This window comes from Cupriavidus sp. 05T41 (assembly GCF_056396525.1).
Map to the genome: position 1 here is coordinate 1 of NZ_JBFTLQ010000011.1, position 21,415 is coordinate 21,415.

Sequence of the window (21,415 nt, forward strand, 5' to 3'; positions counted from 1 at the left end):
CTTCGAGGGCGGCAAGCTCAAGGGGATGCTGCATCTGCGCGAGGCGCAGCAACAGGAAGCCGCGATCGTCTACAAACGCACCCTGCTCGAAGCCTGGCGCGAGGTTGACGACGCGCTGCTCGCCTACGATGCCGAGCAGCGGCGGCGCGACCGGCTGACCGAGGTCGTGAGCCTGAACCAGCGCGCGCTCTCGATCGCGCAGCAACGGTACAAGGCTGGCGCCATCGATTACCTCAACGTCCTGAACGTGCAGAAACAGTTGCTCGAAGGGCAGCGCAATCTTGAGCTGAGCAGGGCAACCGCCGCCGCCAACCTCATTACGCTATGCAAGGTACTCGGTGGCGGCTGGGAGTCGACCTACGCCAGACAATACGTCGATCGTTGACACGACGGCGCGGAGCTGGAAGACGCGCGCCTGATGCTTCGTCTTGTTCGGGCGCCAACGTCGGCTTCGGCTGGAAAGGCGCGGTCCGGTTCGCCAATGATCTGACTTTCGAGCGGCCTTAGGTGCCGCGTAGGACTATGTTGCACAAGAGACATGATGAGACCGCGGACTGGAGAGATTGGGAAAATTTCTGCAGGGTCGTGGAGGCCGGTAGCTTTACGGCCGCCGGCGATCGTGCCGGCATTCCAAAGCAATCGATCAGTATTTCGCTTACCCGCCTGGAAGCGCGGCTGGGCAATCGATTGCTTGACCGGACCACACGCAAGGTCCGGGTGACGGATCTGGGCGAAATGCTCTATGCCCGGATCGCGCCGCTGCTCAATGAACTGCGTGAAGCGGACAACGACGCGAAGTCAACCCAGCAACAGGTATCGGGCACCTTGCGGCTGGCGGCGCCATACGAGACTGGATGGCTTCACCTGGCGCCCGCGCTGATGAAACTGCTCAAGGCTTATCCGGACTTGAAGGTTGAGATCGACGATACCCGGGAGATTCCCGATCTCCTCGAACAACGATACGACATTGCATTCGTCAAAACCGACGCCGGATTGCCGGACAGTTCGCTGGTGAGCAAACGCCTGATGGCGATGGACCGCGCCTTTTATGCCGCACCAGCATTGATTGCCAAGCGTGGCCTCCCACGACAATTGCAGGATATCGAATCCTGGCCGATGATCGTGGACGGCGAGGACACGTTCTGGGATATCTTTGACGATGGGCGCGAGATCGGACGAATCCCGGTACGCCCGAGCGTAAGGACGCCAAACGTCGGGATTCGGGTGCGCGCCGCAACTGAAGGCCTCGGCGTTGTGAGATTGCTGTCAACGTACGTCGAAGACCATGTCAAGCGAGAGGAGCTTGTTCGCTTGTTCCCCACGTTTCTTTCGTCCCCGTTGAAGGTATACGCGCTAACGCCGTCGCGCAGGCTCGTACCGCCCAAGGTACGTGCATTGTTGAACGCGTTCGAGGCCCCGCAGATAGACATATGAACGGTGGCGAAACGCGGGTCGAGGTTGGCTGACGTCCATGCAGGCCTCCCGGGGCCGGATGCAGCAATATGATCGCCTCGCTTAGTGACTCCATTCTCGGCGACAAGATATCCGGGGCCGTCAAAAGCTCACGGCGCAGTGCTTGCTCCGATCCCGTACCGCAGTTCACCCCGGATTCAAGGCGCGAAGCGGATTGCCGATACTGCCGTGTGGCACGCCGTCGGCCCGGGATTTTCAAGAGGAAACGATAAATGAAGCTGGCGGAGCCAGGCAGGGACGACGTGCAGAGCTTTGTCGCGTGGATGGGGCGGCATCTCGACACCGATATGTTCCGGCACGAGTACACCGACCGACAATCCGGACGGCATTGGCAATGCGACAGCTTGTACGATGCGTTTGCCAAGTACAAATGGAGCCACCCGGCCATTGCGCGCCTCGGCGTGGATGCTGGTCGAACGTTTCAATCGAACCTCGCCGCGCGGGAAGCACTTCGACAAGATTTGACTGAGTCCCTCGGCACGCCCGCCGATGACGCCGGCGTTTGCCTCGCCGCGGCCGATGTCATGAAGTGGGGTGGCGTGACTGGCGGCAACGTCCAGTGGTTGAATATGAACGAAGCAGGCCTGGCACAATTGATTATCGATGTGCGTAATGCGTTGAACAGAGGCGACATGCGTCATCCGCTTCTCACGGCACGCGAACTGCGCTTCAATGCGGGCATGACGAAAGTCTATTCACTCGTCTGCGACGAGCTTGTCATCTACGACAGCCGGGTCGCTGCGGCACTAGGGTGGGCGGTGACGAAATTCTGCCAGGCCGAAGGAAAAAGCGCGGTGCCCGCCGGACTTGGTTTCCCCTGGGCGCCAGCCAAGGAGGCCGTCAAGGAAAGCAACCCGAAGCGTCGAAATCCCAGTGAAGGATCGCTTGCCTTTCCCCGGCTGAAATCCGGTCCGCTGCATGCCGAATGGAATCTGCGCGCAAGTCGCTTGCTCGCCGCCGTCCTCGACCATTCCGGTGCGAAGGTCAGCCAGTTCATGCGGCTCGGAGCCCGGCGCAACCAATTACAGGCGCTGGAAGCCGCGCTGTTCATGATTGGCTATGCATTACCCGGTGCTTCTGCCGGCGGCCTTTCATCAAGAACGCCGGCAGCGGGACAATGACCGCCGCCCCGCTCAGCCGGCAAACGCCGCGGCGTCCGGCGGCCATCGCCCTCACCCCAGCCAGCCCTTGATGGTGGTCGCCATCACGCCGGCGGAGATCCCGTAGCGGTCATGCAGTGTCGGCAGCGCGCCGGCAGCGAGGAACGCATCGGGCAGGCCGATCTGGCGGAATGGCGCATGCACGCCCGCCCGCATCATTGCCGCGGCCACGCCCTCGCCCAGGCCGCCGATCACGGTGTGATTCTCGGCCACCACCACCAGCCGTCCGGAGCGCCGGGCTTCGCGCAGGATCGTCGCCGTGTCCAGCGGCTTGATGGTGGGCACGTGCAGCACCGCCACGCCGACGCGGTCGGCCTCCAGCGCCTTGGCCACTTCGAGCGCGCGCATGGTCATGATGCCCGAGGAGATGACCAGCACGTCGGCGCCGTCGCGCAGCAGCTTGGCCTTGCCGAGTTCGAACTTGTAGTCGTACTCGTCAAGCACCGCCGGCACGTTGCCGCGCAGCAGGCGCGCGTAGACCGGGCCCTTGTGCGCGGCGATGGCCGGCACCATCTGCTCGATGTCGAGCGCATCGCACGGGTCGATGACGGTCATGTTCGGCATTGCCCGCATCAGCGCAAGGTCCTCGGCCGCCTGGTGGCTGGGCCCGTATCCCGTGGTGAGGCCGGGCAGAGCGCAGACGATCTTCACATCGAGATTGTCTTCGGCGATGGCCTGGTGGATGAAGTCGTAGGCGCGGCGCGTGGCGAATACCGCGTACGTGGTGACGAACGGCTGGGCGCCTTCGTGCGCGAAGCCGGCCGCCGCGCCCATCAGCAACTGCTCGGCCATGCCCATCTGGTAGTAGCGCTCGGGCAGGGCTTGCGCAAGGATATGCAGGTCCGTGTACTTGCCCAGGTCGGCGGTCATGCCGATCACGTTGGCTTTCCTGCGCGCCAGTTCCACCAGTGCATGCCCGAACGGGGCGGAGCGGGCGGCCTGTCCTGCGCCGGCGATGGAGGCGATCATGGCCGATGTCTTCAGCTTCGGCTTGTCGGTGGTAGTGGTGCTCATGCTTGTCTCCCGGCTTCCAGTGCTTGCAGTGCGAGTTGCCACTCGTGGGCATCCACGCGGATGAAATGGTTCTTCTCGCGCTGTTCGAGGAACGGCACGCCGCACCCCATGCGCGTATCGCAGATGATCATGCGCGGGCGGGCATCCTGATGGGCCCGCGCGGCGTCGAAGGCGGCTGCCACGGCGTCGATGTCGTTGCCGTCCACGCGCTGTGTGAACCAGCCAAAGGCCTCCATCTTCTCGACCAGCGGCTCGAAGGCCATGATCTGCGTCGACGGGCCGTCGGCTTGCTGGTTGTTGACGTCGACCATGGCGATCAGGTTATCAAGCTTCCAGTGGCTCGCCGACTGGATGCCTTCCCAGATGGCGCCTTCGTCCAGCTCGCCGTCGGAGAACAGCGTGTAGACGAACGCGTCGGAGGCCTTGCGCTTGAGGCCCAGGCAACGGCCGACCGCGATGGTCAGGCCCTGCCCCAGGGACCCGCCGGACATCTCCATCCCCGGGGTGTAACTGGCCATCCCGGACATTGGCAGGCGGCTGTCGTCGCTGCCGTAGGTTTCCAGTTCTTCGGGGGGCAGGATAGCGGCCTCGAGCAGCGCCGCGTACAGTGCGATCGCGTAGTGCCCGTTCGAGAGGAGGAAGCGGTCGCGGCCTTCCCACTCGGGGTCGTCCGCGCGGTACCGCATGGCACCGAAGTAGGCGACGGCGAGCACATCGGCGATGTCCAGGGCCTGCCCGATGTAGCCCTGGCCCTGCACTTCGCCCATCAGGAGGGCGTTGCGGCGGATCCGGTAGGCGCGTTCGGCAAGTGGCACTACGGTGTCGGATGTTGCGTGGTTCATGTTGTCTCCTGCAGTGAATCAGAGGATGAAATAAGGATGGCGGTGCGGCGCGCTCAGCGGTTGACGATCCTGGCCGGCACGAGGAGTACCAGCATCGCGCCCGCGACGACCGTCACCGAGATAAACACCAGCCCGGCAGTGGATTTGCCTGTCAGGTCGTTGAGCCAGCCGACGATGGCGGGCGAGAAGAAGCCGGCCAGGTTGGCCACGCAGTTGACCGCCGCGATGCCGGCCGCTGCCGACATGCCGCCCAGCAGCGCCGTGGGCAGCGACCAGAACTGCGAGGACGAGGCCAGGATGCCGGCCGCGGCGATGCACAGGCAGATCAGCGATGCGGCCACGCCGTTGAGCATCGGCAGCGTGGCGAAGCCGGCTGCGGCCACGATCATCGGGACGATCAGGTGGAAGCGGCGCTCGCGGTGGCGGTCGGCGCTCATGCCGACGAGCGGCAATGCCACGATGGCGCACAGGTACGGCAGCGCGGTGAAGATGCCCACCCACAGCGGGTCGGCCACGCCGGACTTGCGGATGATCGTCGGCAGCCAGAACGTCAGCCCGTACTGGCCGAGCACCACGCAGAAGTAGATGGCCGCCATCAGCCACAGCCTGCGGTCGGCCAGGAAGGAACGGATCGAGATATGGTCCACCTTGTGGGCGTTGTCGGCTTCGACGTTGCGTGCCAGCAGCGCCTTCTCGGCATCGGTGAGCCACTTCGCGGCCTGGATGCCGTTGTCGAGATAGAGCAGGATGGCAACGCCGAGGACCAGGGACGGCAGCGCTTCCATCATGAACAACCACTTCCAGCCGGCCAGCCCCGCGGTACCGTGGAACGCATGCATGATGTAGCCGGACAGCGGCCCCCCCACGATCCCCGCCAGCGGAATCGCCATGAAGAACATCGACAGGGCCTTGGCGCGCCGCGCCGACGGGAACCAGTACGTCATGTACAGGATCACGCCCGGTGCGAAGCCCGCTTCGGCCACGCCGAGCAAGAAGCGCAGCACGTAGAAGGAGGTGGGCGTGCTGACGAACGCGAAGCTCGCGGAGATCACCGCCCAGGTGAGCATGATCCGGGCAAGCCAGCGCTTGGCACCGACCCTGTGGAGGATGACGTTGCTGGGCACTTCGAAGAGGAAATAGCCAAGGAAGAAGATGCCGGCGCCCAGTCCGTAGATGGTTTCGCTGAAATGCAGGTCGCTGAGCATCTGCAGCTTGGCAAAACCCACATTGACCCGGTCCAGGTAGGCACCGAGGTAGCACAGCATCAGGAAGGGGATCAGCCGGCGGACCACCTTGGCGTAGGTCCGGGATTCGAAGGTGGCCGCATCGGTGCGCGGGGGCGCATCGCCCGCCAGGGGCGAAGCCGCATACTTGGTTTTCATGTGTGTCTCCTGCCATGTGCCCCGGTAGGTCCGGGTGCACGGGCTTGCGGTATGACCGCCTCTGCGGGCGGCTATGAGGGGAAAACTAGTGGATCAGCATGCCGCCGTTGACGTCGAGCGTGATGCCGGTCAGGTAGGTGGACAGGTCGCTCACCAGGAACAGGCACGCGTTTGCGACGTCGGCGGCATCGCCCAGGCGTCCCAGGGGGATGCCCTTGATGATGTCGGCGCGCAGGTCGGGGGTGAGCTTGTCGCCGGTGATGTCGGTCTGGATCAGTCCGGGCGTGATGGAGTTGACGCGGATGCTGTCGGGGCCGAACTCGCGCGCCATCGCGCGCGCCAGGCCCAGCACCCCGGCCTTCGCTGCGCTGTAGTGCGGGCCGCCGAAGATGCCGCCGCCGCGTTGCGCGGAAACGGAAGACATGCACACGATGCTGCCGCCCTTCTGCGTCTTCATCTGGGGCAGCACGGCCTGCGACATATAGAGCGTGCCGCGCAGGTTGACGTCCACCACCGCATCGAAATTGCCGCCCTGGATATCGAGCGTGCGCAGCGGCTGCGTGATGCCGGCATTATTGATCAGCGCATCGATCCGGCCATAGCGCGCGATGACCGCCTGTGCCGCGCGCTCGCAGGCGCCCTTGTCGGTCACGTCGCAGGCCAGCCCCAGGTGTTGGTCGCCCAGGTCCCCGGCCGCGGCCTGGGCGTCTTCAAGGCGAAGATCGAGGATCACGACCAGCGCACCCTGCGCGGCCAGCGCCTTCGCGGTGGCCTTGCCGATGCCGCGCGCGGAGGCGGCGCCTGTGACGATGACGACTTTTTTATCAACCAGCATTTCTGTCTCCTGACTGTTGAAATGATGGCTTCAGTGTGGTGCCTGGCCCGGCACCGATCAACGCGATACGCCTCAGCTATGGCTGAGAAATTTTCAGATGAATCAACGGACGGGCGGCGAGAAAGGCGGATCAATCAGCACTTGCGGCAAGCGGCTGGCCCCTGCCTGCATCTCCCGGTCCATCCATGCCAGGAACCGCGCCACGCGCGGGAGATCCGCATTCTGCGTCGGATAGACGACATGATGGCCGCCGACCTCCACGCCGTGCGACGCGTCGAAGACCGGCACGAGGCGCCCGTTGCGGATCAGCACCGATGCAAGCAGCGTGCTTTCCAGCGCGATGCCGTGCCCGAGCGCGGCGGCCTCCAGCGACATGTATGAGCGGTCGAACGAGAAGTCGAATGTCTTGTGGACGTGGGCCACGCCAAATCGGGCAAACCATTGCTGCCACTGGACCAGCGGCGTCTCGGAGCAGATCAGGCGCTCTCCCAGGAGGTCGGCCGGCGCATGGACCGGATGCGCGCGAAGATAGGCTTCGGACGCCAGCGGAGTGATGGACTCGTTGCGCAGCGTCTTGACCTGGAGGTCCCGCCAGTGAGCGTAGCCGTAGCGGATGTCCACGTCGTAGTATCCGCTGGTGAACGACACGTCCTCGTACGAACACGACAGGTTCAGCCGGATATCGCCATTGTCGGCATGAAACGATGTCAGCCGCGGCAACAGCCACATCAGCCCGAAGCTCGGGCTGGTGTGGACACGGAGGATTTCCACGTTCGCCTGGCTCGATGCGCGCTCGGTGGCACGGTTGAGGTCCGCCAGCGCGCCCGTCACCTCGCGCAGGTACTGCTCGCCAAGCGGCGTCATGACCAGGCCCCGGCCCTGGCGGAAGAACAGCGGCTGGCCAATGACTGCTTCGAGGTTGCTGATCTGGTGGCTCACCGCGGAGGCGGTGAGCCCCAGTTCCTCCGAGGCGCGGCTCACGCTCTTGGTTCTCGCGACGCTTTCGAAGGCGATGATCGCCTTCAATGGTGGGATGCGCATGGTGGTCGTTGTGGTGATGCCACGGCGTGATCGCGCGGTGCGATACCCATGGTGATCTGGATTGTAGTCCCCACCGGAGGGCGGCCTCGTGGGCGACGAGAATGACTCCAACACAATGCTTCCTGACCCAGGCTTCGGCACTCATCGCTCAAACGGCGGAAGCGCAGCCAGCGGCGGGCCCCACGCCCCCCCTTTAAAGAGCTAAACCATTTGGAGAAATTGCCGTTATGGTCGCAGGGGCCCACGCTGCGCCGGCTCGCGGGACAACGCACGGCCGCGCAGGGGCCGGGCATTGTACCTTCCATTGCATCACCTGACGCCATGCATCTCTCCCGTCCTTGCCGGATCATCTGCGCAGCTTGCGTGTTCTGGACTGCCCCTCTCGCCCTGGCGCAGACAACCATTCTGCTGTACTCCGAGGCCGGCCAACGGCCGCAATCCTACGAAGAGAACGGCATGCCCAAAGGGTCCTATGTCGAAAACCTGCAGCGCGTCCTCAAACGGATCCCGGAATACAAGGTGCAGATCCGGTTTGCGTCGTGGGCGCGCACCGTCGAGGAAGCAAAGAACGGCAACAGCGCGGGCGTGCTGGGCGTGTATTACCGCCCCCAGGAGCGGCCGTTCCTGAATCATTCCAAGCCTTTCTACACCGAAGATGTCGCGGTCCATTGCAACCGCGATTCGATTGAAGGCCGCACGTTCAATACCTTTCCGGACGATTTCGCCGGCCTGAAATTCGGCAACCAGCGTGGCTACCTGGCGCCCGGCAAGCGTTTTTTCCAGCTTGCCAGCGAAGGCAAGATCGGCATCGTCGAGGGACATGAATTCCAGGATCTGGTCAAGAAGATGCTGGTGCGGGAGATCGACTGCGTGGTCAACCCCAGTGTCGTCATCAACGAGGCCTTGGTCACACTGGAAGCCCAGGGCCTCCCGGAGCGCATGCGCTACAAGTCCAGGCGCGCCATGACCATCAAGAGCGAAACCGTCCACATCGGATTCAGCAAGAAGTACGAGGAATCGCATCCGGAACTCGCCAGGTTCCGGCAATTGTTCGACAAGGCGGCAGACGAATAGAATGTTTCCCTGATTACCCGAGATCGCGCATTTCATGCCACTGCCGCCACCGGTTCATTCGATCCGGAACAGGATGATCGTGCTGCTTATCGTTGCCACGACGACAACGCTGGGCGCCTTTGCCGTGCATCGGCAATGGCTGCTGCGGCAGGACCTCGAGCAGCGTTTCGAGCGGACACGCGCGGAAGTCCTGGAAGGACTCGGGCAGAGCCTGGCGGAGCCGACCTGGGCGCTGAACGTAGGGATCCTGCGTACCAGGCTCGAGTCAACCCTGATCCATCCGGAGGTCACCGAAGCCTGCATTTTCTCCCCCGACCGCCAGGAGGTCTATGCGGAAGTCCGCCGCGCGATGGCCGCGGGCCAGGTTCCCGCGCCAGGCGCGCTATCCTGCGCCGAGGCCAGTGGGCGCGACGCCCTGGGCGAGGTGACGCTCTACCCGCCGGACGACATCGATCCGGCGCGCAGGAACCAGGCGATCGGCAAGGCCGTCATCCATTTCACCCGCGACAATATGCACAAGGCCTTGCGCGCGGCGATGGTCCAGGGGGTAACCGAGGTGGCCGCCATCGACGTCGCGCTGGTGCTCTTGCTGACCTTCGGGCTGCGCATGGTCTTCCGGCCACTCGAGCATCTGCGGGCAGCCCTGTTCGAGCTTGCCTCCAGCCACGGCGACCATCTTGACGAGCTTGCCGGGCTGGGCCGCACCGAGTTCGACAGCGTCATCAACGGCTTCAACCAGGTACTGCGCAGGTTGAAGTTGATCATTGCGCAGCGCACGGAAGCGGAAATGGCCGCGCGCGAGGCCATTCAGATCAGCGCCGAAGCCTTCGCGCAAATCCAGGCTACCCAGGCGGAACTGCTCGAGAAGAACCGGCAGCTCGAAGCGCTTTCCAAGACCGACCAGCTCACTGGCGTATTCAACCGGCGGCACTTGAATGAAGTGCTGACCAGCGCGCTGGAACGCACCCGACGCGATGGCAGCCTGTTCTCGATCATCCTGATCGACGTAGACCGCTTCAAATCCGTCAACGACACCCACGGTCACCAGGTTGGCGACCGGGTGCTTGTCGAAATGGCGCGCTGCATCCTCGAAGTCAAGCGGGCGACGGATACCATCGGCCGCTGGGGCGGCGAAGAGTTCCTGCTGATCTGCTCCGATACCGGCCTGCGGGACGCCGTTCTGTTTGCCCAAAGGCTGCGCAATGCGGTCTCGGCGCGCGACTTCTCTGTGACGGGACGGATGACCGCAAGCCTCGGCGTGGCCTGCGTGCAGGATGGGGATACCATTCACGGCATGATCTCGCGTGCTGACGAGGCCCTGTACCGAAGCAAGGAGCTTGGCAGGAATCGCGTCGAGTACGCAGCCGACGGCGTTGCAACCACGCCCGCTCGCGAACCGCGCGCATATTGATCTGACCGGGCCCGGGCGTCTGCCAGGTCAGCCCATCGCACATCCCTGAGCGCTTCAATGCTGCGGCGGCTCGACGTCGAACGCAATCCGTCCCGCGGGCAGGAACGTAAGCGAGATGACAGCGCCGCCCTTGGCTTCCGGGTAGTGGTGGCTTCCCGGCGCCGGTGCCGTCCAGCCGCCATAACACCAGCCGTTCGGACCCGCGAGCGCGGCGCCTTCATTGAGCGGCACCACGAGATTGAACTCGCCATACGGGTGCGAGTGATAGTCGCCACGGAAGCTGCCTTCGGGGTTGTCCTGGGCATTATCGGTGCTGTCCATCAGCACCGCCGTGATGCTGAAGAAGAGCGTCTCCGCGCAGGGCAGGCCGAGTCGCGAGCGGCGGTAGCGCGGTCCCGCGATTTCGACATCGGCCGCCCACCCCTCCCGCACACCGAGGGTAATCAGTCGCGACAAGTCCTTGTACAACTCGCTTTCAACGCCATGCTTCGTATTCAGCCATTGCTCGACCTCAGTGCTCGTGGTCATGTCCTTGACCTCTTGCAAAAAGGGGATAAAGCGGGCGACAAGTTCGTCTTTGGCACTTGTGAATTGGGTCTGGGGCATTCCCGTTCGTCCTTGGATTAGGCGTGATGCGCATCCGTCATCGGGAGCGTGGCGCCCAGGTGCCGGGCGATGGCTCGATGAGGCCGGATGCGTTACTGCGTGTTGGCTTTGAATCCCTCGTTATCCTCCACGAGGGGCTCATGAAAATTGCCCGCGGTCTTGTCTGCCGGCGGCAACTGCAAAGGGGACCTTGGCGGCGCCTCTTAGTGACCAGCACTCTGGCCGCCGTCGACGTGCAGGATTTCTCCCGTGACGAACGGTGCCGAATCGAGGAACAGGATAGCGTCGACGATATCGCTCATCTCGCCCATGCGTCCCATCGGATGGAGCGCATCCAGCGCCTTGTGGGTTTCCGGCGCGTGCATCGGCGACCTGATGACCCCCGGCGCGACGGCATTCACGCGAATACCTTTCTTGGCGTACTCGATCGCCAGCGACTTCGTGGCGGCGTTCAGACCACCTTTCGTCAGGGCTGCCAGTACCGAATACAAGCCGCTGATCGCATGGTCAACGATGCTGGTGGTCACGCTGACCACATGGCCGCTCGAATGCTTCTCCATTTCGGCGATTGCGAGTTGCGTGACGTAGTAGAAGCCCGCGACATTCACATTCATCACGGCAGCGTAGTCTTCGGCGGTGTATTGGGTGAAAGGCTTCCCGATGTAGATGCCGGCGTTGTTCACCAGCGTGTCAATCCGGCCAAATCGCGCGACACCTTCCGAGATGACACGTCGGGCGGTCGCCGGATCACCGATATCACCGGCTACCGTCAGGATGTCCGGGTCGTCCGACGGCTTGATCGAACGTGCGGTCGCAACAATGCGGTAGTCGAGCTTTCGAAATGCCTTGACGACTTCGGCGCCGATACCTTGCGATGCGCCGGTAACGACGACAACCTTTTGTGATGTGCTCATGCTTTACCCCGAAAACGAGTGGTTTGGCTTCAACGCCGATCGGGCCGGTGGCTCCGGTCGACGCCGATGTACGCGGTGACTCAGGTTTCGAATACCCGCACTGGACACGCTTGGGACAGATCGTGGTAGCGCGGGTCTGATTCAGGCGCCGGCGCTGGCACGGTCCAGCGCAGCGGATCGAGACGAGGAAGGCGAATCAGTGACATCGTCTCCGACTCGCCCCTGCTGCCTTTACTCGTCAATCGCTGCGTGCAGGTACTTTTCCTGACGCGCAACGTGCATCGACCGGTAACCCGGTGCGGTCGATGCGGCTGCCTCGGGGCCGATATAGCGCAGCGCTGCAGGTGCCTTCACGATGTCCAGCAACTGTTCCATGACGAAATTCCACGAACCCTGGTTCTTTGACTCTTCCTGACACCAGACCACACTCTTCAGATTCGGATAGCGTTCCAGTTCTGCACTGATCTGCTTCGCGGGGAACGGATACAACTGTTCAACGCGAATCAGCGCGATATTGTCCTTTTCGGCCTTGCGCCGACGCTCCAGAAGTTCGAAGTAGACCTTGCCCGAACACAGGATGACCCGATCGACCTTGGACGCCGCTTCCTCCGTAGGCGATTCGGCAAGAATCTCGTTGAACCGGCCCGCGGCGAGATCATCGAGGCTGCTGACAGCCTCCGGGTGCCGCAGAAGCGATTTTGGCGTCATCACGATAAGCGGCACGCGATCGCGCTGCACGGCCTGCATGCGCAGCAGATGGAAAATCTGAGCCGGCGTCGTGGGCTGACAGACCCGCATGTTCTCCTGCGCACACAGTTGCAGGTAGCGCTCGAGGCGCGCGGACGCGTGTTCCGGGCCTTCCCCTTCCTGACCGTGCGGAAGCAGCATCGTGACACCGCTATGCTGCCCCCACTTCGCAGCGCCCGCAGACAGAAAATTGTCGATGACAACCTGCGCCCCGTTCGCGAAGTCGCCGAACTGCGCCTCCCACAATACGAGCGCGTTTTGCCGGACAATCGAGTATCCGTACTCGAAGCCTAGAACCGCCGCCTCCGACAGAACCGAGTTGGTGACCGAGAACCGCCCTTGGTCATCCGACACATGGTGCAGCGGGACATATGTGCCCACTCCCCGAATCGACCGTTTCTGATCGTGGAGTACCGCATGACGATGGCTGAACGTACCGCGCTCACTGTCCTGACCGCTCAGGCGCACGTCGATGCCAGCGGCGAGAAGCGAGGCAAAGGCCATGTGCTCGGCCATGCCCCAGTCCAGCGGACGCTTGCCTTGCGCCATCTCGCGACGAGCGGATATCACCCTGCCAACCAGCGGATGCAGCGCGTACTGCTCGGGAACGCTGGTGATCTTGAGTGCGAGCTTTTGAACGAGGTCCGGCAAGGGCGGCGCGTAATAGATGCGGTCGACGTTGCCATCGAGCAGCTGCGGCCAGCTCACCTCTTCGTCCTTCTGGCCGGCCGGCTTCCTCTCTTCCGCGGTTTGCGCAGCGTCAAGACGCTCGCGGTAGTCATGGACGTACCTCTCCACGTCTTCCTCCGTCAGAATCCGCTCGTCCACAAGCTTCGTTGCATAGAGGGTGCGGGCACCCGGGTGGCCCGCGATGGAGCGATACATCAACGGCTGCGTGATGCTCGGCGTGTCCTGTTCCTGGTGGCCATGGCGGCGGAAGCAGACCAGTTCGATCACGACGCTCTTCTTGAACGTCGCACGAAAATCGATTGCCAGGCGCGTTGCGGCAATGACCGCCTCGGGGTCGTCGCCGTTCACATGCAGGACCGGTGCCTCGATCATCTTGGCGATGTCGGTGCAATAGAACGACGAGCGGACATCTCTCGGGTCGGAAGTGGTGAAGCCAACCTGGTTATTCACAACCACATGGATCGTGCCGCCCGTGCCGTAGCCCCTGGTATTCGCCAGGTTCATCGTCTCCATGACAATGCCCTGCCCCGAGATCGCGGCGTCCCCGTGGATCTCCACCGGCAGGACAGCGCCCGCACCTTGCCCCAGTACTTCGGCGCGCGCGCGAGCGATACCTTGAACAACCGGGTTGACGATTTCAAGGTGCGACGGGTTAAACGCGAGCGTGACTTCCGCCGGCCCGGTTGCCGTCGGGAGCAAGCCGGTAAAGCCCTTGTGATATTTGACGTCGCCCGCCGGAAGAAGACTCGCGGTTTTCCCCTCGAACTCGTCGAACAACGCAGCCGGCGGCTTCCCGACGATATTGACGAGGACGTTCAGACGCCCCCGGTGTGCCATGCCGAGAATTGAGCTCTTGATTCCCTTGGTGGCACCGTATGCGACCAACTCATCCAGCAGGACGATGAGCGCTTCGCCACCTTCAAGCGAAAAGCGCTTCTGGCCGACATAGCGGGCATGCAGGTATTTTTCGAGACCCTCGGCGGCCGTCAGCCGTTCGAGGATATGCAGCTTGTCACCCCTGTCCAGGGTAGCTTTCGAGCGCGAAGACTCGAGACGCATCGACCACCAGTTACGCTGATCCGGATCGGCCAGATGCATGAACTCGGCGCCCAGCGTCCCGCAATACGTCTCTGTCAGCGCCTGCACCAGATCGCCAAGCGTTGCATCCTCGTCCGAGAAATGGGCGCCCGACATGCTGAACTTCGTGTTCATGTCCGCTTGCGACAGATCGTAGTAGCTCGGGTTCAATTCAGGCACCGGCACCGGCGCCGTCCAGCTCAGCGGATCCAGATGGGCATTGCGGGTACCGACCATGCGATAGGCCGAAATCAAGGCCTGTACGGCGACCTGCTTGCGGGCGAAACTCAGTACGTCGTTCTCCGAGCGCCCTCCGGTCCGCGGCTGCTTGACCAACGCGACGAAGCGAGACACCACCGGCGCGTGTGCGACGTCGCCTGCGTCCGAGCCATCAACCGCCGGCACCCCCTGCAACGCGTCAAAATACCCGCGCCACTCCTCCGACACCGTGTTCGGGTCGGCAAGGTACGCTTCGTATTGTTCCTCGACGTAGGGAGCATTGCCTCCAAATAGGAAGGAGGTATTCCGATTCCGCATCATCATGATGACTCTGTCCTCAGTCGGGCTCGCGCCCGGTATCTGTCACAAACCAAGGCAGCACCTGCCGCCGCCCCGGCCAAGCCTATGCTTCCACAGGTACACGAAGACAAAGATTCATCTGCGAAAAGAGGCAACACTCAGTGCCATCCAGTCCGCGTCAACTTGTGCAAAACCCCGTGACTTCTGCCACCAGGTCCCTGTGCCCGCCAGGATCAGCAATCTTCTGACCGCTGGTGAGACCAGTCTACGTTCTACGGGTTTTCACTGAGGCTCTAACTGTGACGGTTTGGGGACATATCCTGCTCATTTCTGGCCATCACCGTCGCCGGGCACCATCGCGATCGGGCCCCCTTGAGGCTTGCCCCGCGACCACATCGCCATCGGGTGAACGCCGGGATGGCAACCGATCCGAAACGGCACGGAAGTTCGGCCCCCGGGCGCCAGGCATCGGCTGCGGTACGCGGCCATTTGAGCACTTCGGGGAGAACGCACATGCCGCCGGCGAACATCCATCCAGCCGCGGCATGCACTTTCCGCCGCCTCCTTTGCGGGCAAGAACCTCCAGGGCTCTATCTCGCCAGGCGCGCCAACCGCTCCACGCCACTATTCAATTTGCCTATCGCGTCGATGGGATATGGGTCTTGGACGTGATCGCATTCCTGGACCATCCTTCATCCATCGGTCCTCAAGCATCTGGCCATCCGCATGTTTCCGGTACCGAGACCAGGCACGCACTTGCTTGCTGGTACGCCATCCCGCCAAAGGAATCATGATGACCAACGCTCGACTCCGCCAACAAACCCAGTCACTGCCACGGCTGGCCCTGCTCAAGATCGCGATGCTGGCTTCCGTCACCGCCGTGGCGTTTCTCACATCGATTTCGGCGCATGCGGGGCCAGACTGGTACGTCATCGAAAAGGCACGCGCGGCCGCCAGAGCGGACGTCCACGCCGCACAAGCCACCCAGAAGACCGTTGTTGTGGCTGCCGACGCAAAGAACGCCCAGCCGGCTGCGGCCACGCAACCGAACTAAGACGCACGTCTGGGCATTCGGCGCCAGCATTGCGTTCCGTCAGCGCCAGGCAATCAACGCGAGCGCCTGCGCAGCGGGATCGGGGACAGGCTCCGCAAACCAAGGATAAACAGCATGGGTATTCTGGAAACCAACCGCATTGCGAGCGAATTTCTCGCCAGGCTGAGCGCCGGCGCGGACCCCGAGGTGATCGCAGCACTCTTCAGCAAGGACTTGCGCTTCGAGATCGCGGGTGACGTCGGTGTCCTGCCCTGGATCGGAAGGCGCGTTGGCCGCCACGCTGCGACTGAATTCTTCCGCGATTCACGAAGGCTGCTGGAGCCGCTGCGGTTCGATATCCACGACATCCTGACAAACGATAGCCGCGCGGTCCTCATCGGCGAACTCGCTTCACGCGTGAGGCATACCGGCAAGGACATCGAAACCGCCTTCACGCTTATCCTGACCGTCTCCGAGAGAGAGATCGTCGACTTCCGGATGATCGAGGACAGCTTTGCGGTTTCCCGCGCCGCCCGTGCCTAGGCAGCCGCACTCGGCGATCCGGGTGGCACGGCAAGAAGGCGGCCCGGCCGACGTGCCCGGGTCAGATCACGGCAAGCACCGGCGATGCCTCCAGGCTGCGGGCCTCACGCGCGCGCGTCTTGCCCGAAGAAGCGCGACTCGGCCTCCGGCGGCAGCGACATGCCGGTGATCCGGGCCTTCTCCAGCACGCTCCAGAAATAGCGGTAGGTAGCGCGATCATGCAGTTCGCCCTTGTACTGGATCGGTCCCCAGTCCGCATCCTGCGCCGCGAGCAGGATCGCGCTCGCGTCGGCCACCTCGGTGAAATCCGGCCGCATGGCATTGACGATGGGCTGGATCTGGGCGGGGTAGATGCTCCACATGCGCAGGAAGCCGAATTGCGTGCGCGCCCGAGCGGCGTCGGCGGCGATCACTTCGGCATCTTTCAGGTTCAGGCACACGTTGTGCGCCGGCACCACGCCGTTGGCGAGCGCGGCGGCCACCATATCCGCCTTGGCGCGGACCAGCAAGGCGTGCTCGAACTGCCCCGGGCTGCGCATGGCCGCGGCCGGGATGGCGCCGTGATGGCCGCTGACGAAGTCCATCAGGCCGAAATCCAGCACTTCGATGTGCGGCAGCGCCGCGATATGGAAGATGTCCCGCAGCGCGCCGTGCGTCTCGATCAGGACGTGGACCGGTACCACCCGGTTCACGCCGGCCTCGCGCGTCTTGCGGCCGATGTAGTCGATGACCTCGCGCACCTGTTCGTGGCTGGTTGCCTTCGGAATGGTGATGTACGCCACCCGGCTCGCGGCCTGCCCGATCACGATGTCCACGTCCTGCCGCCAGGCCGGATGCGCAGGGTCATGGATGCGCACGCCCGCCTTGTCGTAGCGGTTGCGCTCGGAATTGATCATGCGCACGACCATGGCCGCGTGCTCCGTTTCCTGGCCGGCCGCGGCGCCGTCCTCGCAGTCGCAGGTGATGTCGAATACCGGGCCGTACTCGACCTGCAGGTCCATTGCCTTGCCGATCAGCTTCTCGCTGCCGGCGAAGTGTTCGCAGGCAGACAAGGCGGGGAATACTTTCTCGCCGGCAAACAGCGCGAGCCTGGGATGGGTTGCAGTCGTCATGAGAGTCTCCTGTAGCTGTGTTCTTTAGCGCGCCTTGCGCGGGATGGCGATGGTGTAGTCGAGGTCGAGCACCACGTTCGAGGGGTATTCGGTCTTGCCCCCGTCCGGGGCGGGGAAGCTGATGTCGGCGGCACTGCGGATGTTCTTTGCGCCGATCGTGCGCAGCCGCAGCCCGCCTACATGGGGGCTGCACAGGTCCAGCTTGTCCAGCACCACGGTGGCGCAGGCGATGGTGTCGCCGGCATGGCTGGGATTGACGTGGCTGCCGCCGTTGACGGCCAGGATGGACAAGGCGTTCTCAAGACCATCGTAAGACAACGCCTTGCAGATAGAGATGATGTGCCCGCCATAGACCAGGCGCTGCCCGCCCGGCCTGGCCGCCATGGAGAAGCCATCGAAATGGGCCTTGGCCGTATTCTGGTAGAGGCGCGTGGCAATGCTGTGGTCGCTGTCGTTGATCGTCATGGCACCGCCGTGGTCGATCCGTTCGCCGGCTTCATAGTCTTCCCACAGGTCCTGTACGCCGGTGGCCATGCAGATATCGCGGGCGCCCGCGCAGTAGCCGGGCCGCGCCAGGCGCGACGGCGCCACCACGGCATCCAGTTGCGGGATCACCGGTTCGCCGCACGGCGCGGCCGGGTCACGCTTGTGCACCATGACCCAGCGGATCCAGCTCAGGACTTCCTTGCCGGCCTGGTTCCTCGCCGAGGAACGCACATAGACCACCCCGCTCTTGCGGTTCGAGTTCTCTTTCAGGCCGATGACCTCGCTTTCCACGAACAGCGTGTCGCCCGCATAGACATGAGAGAGAAAGCGGACATCCGCGTAGCCGAGGTTCGCCACCGCATTCAGGGAGATATCCGGCACGGTCTTGCCGAATGCCGTATTGAAGACCAGCAGGTCTTCCAGCGGAAGGCGCTCCAGTCCCGCCAGCCTGGCATTGGTCTGCGCGGTGTATAGCGCGGCGCGGCTCCCGGTCAGCCCGACATAGAGGCTGCGCTCGCCGTCCGTCAGTGTGCGCGGCGTGGCGTGCCGCATCGTCATGCCCAGCCGGAAGTCCTCGAAGTAATTTCCCGCCCTGCCTTTTCCCATTGTTCTCTCCACGTCGCAATCCGTCGCTTCCGTTGCACACAAAAATCTTTGTACGTACATAGTCGCCCATAACAAACGTGTTGTCAACCTCGGGCGAGGCATGTCCGGCCGCGGGGGCGAGGCGAAATTATCGCCATACTTCCTCGAAATTAAGCCGCCGACCCACCCGGGATGGGTGGGTGGTGTTCTTTCGGCTTGCCAGCCGCCATGGTTTCTCAGCTACTATGTACGCACATAAACGCCATCGACCACGGCGAAACGAACTTACCGAAGGAGCGCAAGGTGCAACGACTGACTGAAGAGCGGCGCATGATCAAGGAAGCCGCACATCAATTCACGATGGAGCGCGTGCTGCCTGTCGCCAACAAGCTGGACCCCGACAAAGGGCAGATCCCGCGCGAACTGATCGACGAGATGGCCGAACTGGGCTACTTCGGCATCCTGATCCCGGAGGAATACGGCGGCCTGGGCCTCGGCGCCTACGAGTACTGCCTGGTGGCTGAGCAGCTCTCGCGGGGATGGATGAGCGTGGGCAGCCTGATCGCCCGCGGCAACGGCCTGATCGGTGCCCTGAAGGGCCTGCCGCCCGAGAAGAAGGCGGAGTATCTGCCGCGCATGGCGCGCGGCGAGTTCCTGGGCGCCTTCTCGCTGTCCGAGCCCAATGCCGGCTCCGACGTGGCCAACATTTCCTGCCGCGCCGTGCGTGATGGCGACGATTGGCTCATCACCGGCAGCAAGTACTGGTGCACCTTCGCCGACGAGGCCGATTTCATCCTCGTGGTCTGCCGCACCGACCCCGTGATCGACGCCAGGGCCCGCCACCGCGGACTGAGCGCCTTCATGGTGGAGAAGCCGCGCGGGCAACTGCCGGAGGGCGTCAAGGGCAGCGTGATCCCCAAGATCGGCTACCACGGCTGGACCACGTGGGAACTGGCCTTCGACGGCTGCCGCGTGCCCGCCTCGAAGATGGTGGGCGAGCAAGGCAAGGCCTTCTACCTCACCACCGCCGGGCTGGAAACCGCCCGCGCCCACACCGCCGCGCGCTCGATCGGCCTGGCCCAGGGCAGCCTGGACGATGCGCTGCAATACGCCCGCGACCGCGCGCAGTTCGGCTCGCCCATCGGGCATTTCCAGGCGATCCGCTTCAAGCTGGCCGATATGGCCACGCAGATCGAAGCCTCGCGCGCCCTGCTCTACTCGGTCTGCGAAAAGATCGATGAGGGCATGCGCTGCGACACCGAGGCCGCCATGGTGAAGCTCTTCGCCAGCGAGATGTCGGAGCGCGTCACCAGCGAAGGCCTGCAGATCCACGGAGGCGCCGGATACACCACGCATTTCGCCGCGGAACGCTACTGGCGCGATGCCCGCCTGACCAAGATCTTCGAGGGCACGTCCGAGATCCAGATGCGCATCATCTCCGATGCGCTGCTTGGAAAGATGGCGGCATAGCCCGCGCAGGCATCCCCGCACTGGTGGCCGGCGCGAGCGCCTGGCCATGCCTGCGACGCCGGCAGCCCGGCGCGCGGCCAAACAAGTTGGAAATCACCGGAACACAGCATGGAAAACCCCGCACAGCGGCCCGGCCACGGCCCGGGCGCCCTTTCGGGCCTTCGCGTGATCGACCTGACCCAGATGCTGGCAGGACCGTTCTGCACGCAGATCCTCGCCGACCATGGCGCGGAGGTGATCAAGGTCGAAGCCATGGGAGGCGACGGCACGCGCATCACCGGCCCGTTCCGGGACGACGACACGCTGCGCGATTTCGGCGGCTACTTCCAGAGCGTCAACCGCAACAAGAGCTCGATCGCGGTCGACCTGAAGACAGCCGGGGGCCGGGCGGTCGTCCACCGGCTGATCGACAGCGCGGACATCGTGGTGGAGAACTTCCGCTCCGGCGTGATGGAGCGGCTCGGCCTGTCCTACGAGATCCTGCGCGAGACCAACCCCCGCCTGGTCTACGGCACCGTGCGCGGCTTCGGCGACCCCCGCAGCGGGGCCAGCCCCTACGCCCACTGGCCCGCCTACGACGTGGTCTCGCAGGCCATGGGCGGCATGATGGGCATCACCGGGCCGGACCGCGACACGCCAACCAAGATCGGCCCCGGCGTGGGCGACACCGTGCCGGCGCTGATGCTCTGCATCGGCATCCTCGCCGCCGTGCACCGGGCGCGCGAGAGCGGCCAGGGCCAGTTCGTGGATGTGGCCATGACCGACTGCGTGCTGGCCCTGTGCGAGCGCATCGTCTACCAGACCTCCTACACCGGCGCCGTGCCCGCCCCCGAAGGCAACCGCCACCCGCTGCTTTGCCCGTTCGGCCTGTTCCGCGCCCGCGACGGCTGGGTATCGATCGCCTGCGCGCACGACGCCTTCTGGGAAAAGCTCGCGCTGGCGATCGGCCGGCCTGAACTGGTCACCGACGAAGCCTTCGCCACCAACGCGGCGCGCGTGAAGCACGCCGGGCTGGTCATCGAGGCCATCGAGGCCTTCACCTCGCTGCGCAGCAAGGAAGAACTGGCGCAGTGCCTGGGCGGGCGCGTGCCGTTCGGGCCGGTCTACACCTCGGCCGAGGTGTTCGAAGACCCGCACTACCGGGTCCGCGAAATGCTGGTCGAGGTCGAGCAGCCAGGCTCCGCCAGCCCGGTCAGCATCGCCGGCGTGCCGATCAAGCTGAGCGCCACGCCGGGCGCGGTGCGGCGCCGCGCCCCGCTGCTGGGGGAACACACGCAAGACATCCTGCTCGGGGCCGGCTATGCGCTGCCGGAGATCGAGCGGCTGCGCGATGCCGGCGCGATCGGCTAGCGCAGCCCTGCAGCAAACCCACGCAAACACGAAATCGAAAACGAAACAGAG

At 63.9% G+C, this 21,415-nt stretch carries 19 protein-coding genes; 9 read left to right on the forward strand and 10 right to left on the reverse strand.

Features of this window, described 5'->3' with window-relative positions:
* From AC1DKV_RS08930 to AC1DKV_RS08940, 3 genes are all read left to right on the forward strand, one after another.
* The coding region (locus AC1DKV_RS08930; protein WP_477137594.1) for a TolC family protein at positions 1–385 on the forward strand (385 nt) is incomplete at its 5' end.
* A gap of 137 nt (positions 386–522) precedes the next feature.
* The gene (locus tag AC1DKV_RS08935; protein ID WP_441614768.1) at positions 523–1,434 is read left to right on the forward strand and encodes a LysR family transcriptional regulator; all 912 of its coding nucleotides are present in this window, start codon (positions 523–525) and stop codon (positions 1,432–1,434) included.
* A gap of 251 nt (positions 1,435–1,685) precedes the next feature.
* The gene (locus AC1DKV_RS08940) at positions 1,686–2,594 is read left to right on the forward strand and encodes a hypothetical protein (protein WP_441614770.1); all 909 of its coding nucleotides are present in this window, start codon (positions 1,686–1,688) and stop codon (positions 2,592–2,594) included.
* Between the two features lie 51 nt (positions 2,595–2,645).
* On the opposite strand, the gene AC1DKV_RS08945 is transcribed toward AC1DKV_RS08940, so the two are convergent.
* From AC1DKV_RS08945 to AC1DKV_RS08965, 5 genes are all read right to left on the reverse strand, one after another.
* The gene (locus tag AC1DKV_RS08945; RefSeq protein ID WP_441643273.1) at positions 2,646–3,647 is read right to left on the reverse strand and encodes a transketolase family protein; all 1,002 of its coding nucleotides are present in this window, start codon (positions 3,645–3,647) and stop codon (positions 2,646–2,648) included.
* Positions 3,644–4,489 carry a transketolase gene (locus AC1DKV_RS08950; protein WP_441614774.1) on the reverse strand — a complete coding sequence of 282 codons (846 nt, stop codon included), beginning with the start codon at positions 4,487–4,489 and terminating at the stop codon, positions 3,644–3,646. Before AC1DKV_RS08950 ends, AC1DKV_RS08945 begins: the two co-directional genes overlap by 4 nt.
* Positions 4,490–4,542: 53 nt before the next feature.
* On the reverse strand, positions 4,543–5,871 hold the full coding sequence (locus tag AC1DKV_RS08955; protein WP_441614776.1) for an MFS transporter: 1,329 nt from the start codon (positions 5,869–5,871) through the stop codon (positions 4,543–4,545).
* Between the two features lie 85 nt (positions 5,872–5,956).
* Entirely contained in the window at positions 5,957–6,706 is a 750-nt protein-coding gene (locus AC1DKV_RS08960) for an SDR family NAD(P)-dependent oxidoreductase (protein ID WP_441614778.1), read from the reverse strand.
* A gap of 102 nt (positions 6,707–6,808) precedes the next feature.
* A complete protein-coding gene (locus tag AC1DKV_RS08965; protein ID WP_441614780.1) occupies positions 6,809–7,747 on the reverse strand; it encodes a LysR substrate-binding domain-containing protein in 939 nt (312 codons plus the stop codon).
* A 210-nt stretch (positions 7,748–7,957) separates the two neighbouring features.
* Between AC1DKV_RS08965 and AC1DKV_RS08970 the strand changes: the two genes are divergently transcribed.
* Positions 7,958–8,821 carry a substrate-binding periplasmic protein gene (locus AC1DKV_RS08970; RefSeq protein ID WP_441614782.1) on the forward strand — a complete coding sequence of 288 codons (864 nt, stop codon included), beginning with the start codon at positions 7,958–7,960 and terminating at the stop codon, positions 8,819–8,821.
* A 73-nt stretch (positions 8,822–8,894) separates the two neighbouring features.
* On the forward strand, positions 8,895–10,232 hold the full coding sequence (locus tag AC1DKV_RS08975; protein WP_441614784.1) for a GGDEF domain-containing protein: 1,338 nt from the start codon (positions 8,895–8,897) through the stop codon (positions 10,230–10,232).
* A gap of 54 nt (positions 10,233–10,286) precedes the next feature.
* Here AC1DKV_RS08975 and AC1DKV_RS08980 read toward each other — a convergent pair whose 3' ends face one another.
* From AC1DKV_RS08980 to AC1DKV_RS08990, 3 genes are all read right to left on the reverse strand, one after another.
* Positions 10,287–10,838: a 4-hydroxylaminobenzoate lyase gene (locus tag AC1DKV_RS08980; protein ID WP_441614786.1), complete on the reverse strand. Its 552-nt coding sequence runs from the start codon at positions 10,836–10,838 to the stop codon at positions 10,287–10,289.
* 203 nt (positions 10,839–11,041) lie between these two features.
* A complete protein-coding gene (locus AC1DKV_RS08985) occupies positions 11,042–11,752 on the reverse strand; it encodes an SDR family NAD(P)-dependent oxidoreductase (RefSeq protein ID WP_441614788.1) in 711 nt (236 codons plus the stop codon).
* 231 nt (positions 11,753–11,983) lie between these two features.
* Positions 11,984–14,809 carry a 2-oxoglutarate dehydrogenase E1 component gene (locus AC1DKV_RS08990; protein WP_441614790.1) on the reverse strand — a complete coding sequence of 942 codons (2,826 nt, stop codon included), beginning with the start codon at positions 14,807–14,809 and terminating at the stop codon, positions 11,984–11,986.
* 766 nt (positions 14,810–15,575) lie between these two features.
* Between AC1DKV_RS08990 and AC1DKV_RS08995 the strand changes: the two genes are divergently transcribed.
* Entirely contained in the window at positions 15,576–15,839 is a 264-nt protein-coding gene (locus AC1DKV_RS08995) for a hypothetical protein (protein WP_441614792.1), read from the forward strand.
* A 114-nt stretch (positions 15,840–15,953) separates the two neighbouring features.
* The gene (locus tag AC1DKV_RS09000; RefSeq protein ID WP_441614794.1) at positions 15,954–16,361 is read left to right on the forward strand and encodes a nuclear transport factor 2 family protein; all 408 of its coding nucleotides are present in this window, start codon (positions 15,954–15,956) and stop codon (positions 16,359–16,361) included.
* A gap of 104 nt (positions 16,362–16,465) precedes the next feature.
* Here AC1DKV_RS09000 and AC1DKV_RS09005 read toward each other — a convergent pair whose 3' ends face one another.
* Both AC1DKV_RS09005 and AC1DKV_RS09010 read right to left on the reverse strand, forming a co-directional pair.
* Entirely contained in the window at positions 16,466–17,473 is a 1,008-nt protein-coding gene (locus tag AC1DKV_RS09005) for an HpcH/HpaI aldolase/citrate lyase family protein (RefSeq protein ID WP_441614796.1), read from the reverse strand.
* A 24-nt stretch (positions 17,474–17,497) separates the two neighbouring features.
* Complete coding sequence (locus AC1DKV_RS09010) at positions 17,498–18,565, reverse strand: MaoC family dehydratase (protein WP_441614797.1); 1,068 nt, start codon at positions 18,563–18,565, stop codon at positions 17,498–17,500.
* Positions 18,566–18,847: 282 nt separating this feature from the next.
* Here AC1DKV_RS09010 and AC1DKV_RS09015 point away from each other — a divergent pair, with 282 nt between their 5' ends.
* The gene (locus tag AC1DKV_RS09015) at positions 18,848–20,014 is read left to right on the forward strand and encodes an acyl-CoA dehydrogenase family protein (RefSeq protein WP_441614799.1); all 1,167 of its coding nucleotides are present in this window, start codon (positions 18,848–18,850) and stop codon (positions 20,012–20,014) included.
* 108 nt (positions 20,015–20,122) lie between these two features.
* Positions 20,123–21,364, forward strand: a complete 1,242-nt coding sequence (locus tag AC1DKV_RS09020) for a CaiB/BaiF CoA transferase family protein (RefSeq protein ID WP_441614801.1) — start codon at positions 20,123–20,125, stop codon at positions 21,362–21,364.
* The last annotated feature ends 51 nt before the right edge of the window (positions 21,365–21,415 follow it).

What these genes read in the sequence shown, in the direction of transcription:
- AC1DKV_RS08990 (WP_441614790.1), bottom strand. Translation starts at nt 14,809, where the DNA reads ATGATGATGCGGAATCGGAATACCTCCTTCCTATTTGGAGGCAATGCT.
- AC1DKV_RS09000 (WP_441614794.1), top strand. Translation starts at nt 15,954, where the DNA reads ATGGGTATTCTGGAAACCAACCGCATTGCGAGCGAATTTCTCGCCAGG.
- AC1DKV_RS09005 (WP_441614796.1), bottom strand. Translation starts at nt 17,473, where the DNA reads ATGACGACTGCAACCCATCCCAGGCTCGCGCTGTTTGCCGGCGAGAAA.
- AC1DKV_RS08945 (WP_441643273.1), bottom strand. Translation starts at nt 3,647, where the DNA reads ATGAGCACCACTACCACCGACAAGCCGAAGCTGAAGACATCGGCCATG.
- AC1DKV_RS08995 (WP_441614792.1), top strand. Translation starts at nt 15,576, where the DNA reads ATGATGACCAACGCTCGACTCCGCCAACAAACCCAGTCACTGCCACGG.
- AC1DKV_RS08935 (WP_441614768.1), top strand. Translation starts at nt 523, where the DNA reads ATGTTGCACAAGAGACATGATGAGACCGCGGACTGGAGAGATTGGGAA.
- AC1DKV_RS09020 (WP_441614801.1), top strand. Translation starts at nt 20,123, where the DNA reads ATGGAAAACCCCGCACAGCGGCCCGGCCACGGCCCGGGCGCCCTTTCG.
- AC1DKV_RS08980 (WP_441614786.1), bottom strand. Translation starts at nt 10,838, where the DNA reads ATGCCCCAGACCCAATTCACAAGTGCCAAAGACGAACTTGTCGCCCGC.
- AC1DKV_RS08960 (WP_441614778.1), bottom strand. Translation starts at nt 6,706, where the DNA reads ATGCTGGTTGATAAAAAAGTCGTCATCGTCACAGGCGCCGCCTCCGCG.
- AC1DKV_RS08955 (WP_441614776.1), bottom strand. Translation starts at nt 5,871, where the DNA reads ATGAAAACCAAGTATGCGGCTTCGCCCCTGGCGGGCGATGCGCCCCCG.
- AC1DKV_RS09010 (WP_441614797.1), bottom strand. Translation starts at nt 18,565, where the DNA reads ATGGGAAAAGGCAGGGCGGGAAATTACTTCGAGGACTTCCGGCTGGGC.
- AC1DKV_RS08965 (WP_441614780.1), bottom strand. Translation starts at nt 7,747, where the DNA reads ATGCGCATCCCACCATTGAAGGCGATCATCGCCTTCGAAAGCGTCGCG.
- AC1DKV_RS08985 (WP_441614788.1), bottom strand. Translation starts at nt 11,752, where the DNA reads ATGAGCACATCACAAAAGGTTGTCGTCGTTACCGGCGCATCGCAAGGT.
- AC1DKV_RS08940 (WP_441614770.1), top strand. Translation starts at nt 1,686, where the DNA reads ATGAAGCTGGCGGAGCCAGGCAGGGACGACGTGCAGAGCTTTGTCGCG.
- AC1DKV_RS08950 (WP_441614774.1), bottom strand. Translation starts at nt 4,489, where the DNA reads ATGAACCACGCAACATCCGACACCGTAGTGCCACTTGCCGAACGCGCC.
- AC1DKV_RS08975 (WP_441614784.1), top strand. Translation starts at nt 8,895, where the DNA reads ATGATCGTGCTGCTTATCGTTGCCACGACGACAACGCTGGGCGCCTTT.